Source organism: Gammaproteobacteria bacterium, from assembly GCA_003696665.1.
Classification (GTDB): Bacteria; Pseudomonadota; Gammaproteobacteria; order Enterobacterales.
On the sequence record RFGJ01000602.1, the window covers coordinates 1 to 1,664 of the forward strand.

At 49.6% G+C, this 1,664-nt stretch carries 2 protein-coding genes; one reads left to right on the forward strand and one right to left on the reverse strand.

Annotated features, from left to right (window positions below; all coding sequences use genetic code 11):
• Positions 1–117: 117 nt before the first annotated feature.
• Entirely contained in the window at positions 118–1,200 is a 1,083-nt protein-coding gene (gene apbC, locus D6694_14650) for an iron-sulfur cluster carrier protein ApbC (protein RMH35571.1), read from the reverse strand.
• A gap of 98 nt (positions 1,201–1,298) precedes the next feature.
• Here apbC and metG point away from each other — a divergent pair.
• Positions 1,299–1,664, forward strand: a 366-nt coding sequence (metG, locus tag D6694_14655) for a methionine--tRNA ligase (protein RMH35572.1), incomplete at its 3' end; no start/stop codon positions are given.

Below are 1,664 nucleotides of genomic sequence, written 5' to 3' on the forward strand. Positions count from 1 at the left end.
AACCCAATCGCCAGGTTCGTATACCAAAACATAACATCTCAACAAAATAAAGTGAATATTCACGTTTTTTATAATTAAACCCTAATTCACCTTTTAAAAAATCAACAAAATGGAATATTAATCCTCCACAATCTTGATTTCGGGAATGGCGCGTTCACCACTTGCCGCCAAGCGCGCAGAGAGGTGCCTGGCCATCTCACGAAAAGGTTGGCTCAAATCACTTTCCGGATCTTCAATCAGCACGGAACGGCCTGAATCCGACAAGGCGCGAATTTTGCCATTCAACGGTAACCTCCCTACCACCGGCACATCGTGCTGTTTTGCCAAAAGGTCAGCGCCACCATCTCCAAAAATATGATCACGGTGACCGCACGATGGACACACATAGACCGCCATATTCTCACACACCCCCAGTACGGGTACATTGACCTTGGTAAACATCCGTATGGCCTTACGGGCATCGATCATCGCGAGATCTTGTGGCGTGGTCACCACTAAAGCCCCGGATACGGGAATCCGTTGCGCCATGGTCAATTGCACATCGCCAGTACCAGGCGGCAAATCAAGCACAAGATAATCCAGTTCGGGCCACAACGTATCATTCAATAGCTGTTGCAAAGCACCAGAAGCCATTGGGCCGCGCCAAATGACAGCATCGCCTTCGTCGACCAAATATCCGAGCGACATGGATGCCAAACCATGTGCCATCACTGGCTCAATGCGCTTGCCATCTGGACTGACCGGCTGTGCCTCTTTTCGGCCAAGCAACGTGGGGATGCTCGGCCCATAGATGTCTGCGTCAAGAATGCCGACTCGAGCACCATCGAGCTGGAGCGCAAAAGCCAGATTCACAGCAGTGGTTGACTTGCCAACCCCACCCTTGCCGCTGCCGACCGCGATCACATGCTTGATGTTCGGCAATAGGTTCGCATTTGGCAGTCTTTTCTTGACAATCTGATGGGTCAAATGAATGGTGGCCGAGTCGGGTAGCGCTCCCCCAACAGCCAGAATATGTTCACGTAATGACCGGGCAATGACGTCGTGCGCACCAACGGCTGGGTAAGGCAATTTGATGGCGATGTGATAACGATTGGACTCGGGGGTGACGGTCACATTCACCCCCATTTGCCGCCAAGTGACTTTGGCATAAGGATCTTGAAAATCCAAAATGGCCGAGGTGATTTGTTCTGTTATGCTCATGACATCTCCAAATAGCTTCGATAGATAGGTGAAAGCTGTCGCACTTCACGGTATAGTTCGCACATCGTCTATTGTTGCATTTGTTGGTCAAAATCACCATGCATAAACGTCGTCGAATTCTTGTCACCAGTGCCCTGCCTTATGCCAATGGCCCGATACATCTTGGTCATCTGCTTGAATACGTCCAGACCGACATTTGGGTTCGATTTCAGAAACTTAGGGGACATGAGTGTTACTATGTTTGTGCTGATGATACACATGGCACCCCAATTATGCTCAAGGCCCAGGAACTGGGCATTTCCCCTGAAGAACTGATCGCGCAATCGCATCAAGCGCACCTGCAAGATTTTGAAGATGCGCTTATCCATTTTGACAATTTTCATTCCACACATTCCAAAGAGTCGAGAGAATTAACCGAACTGATTTACCGGCGCCTTAAGGACAAGGGGTACATCAGCCGTCGA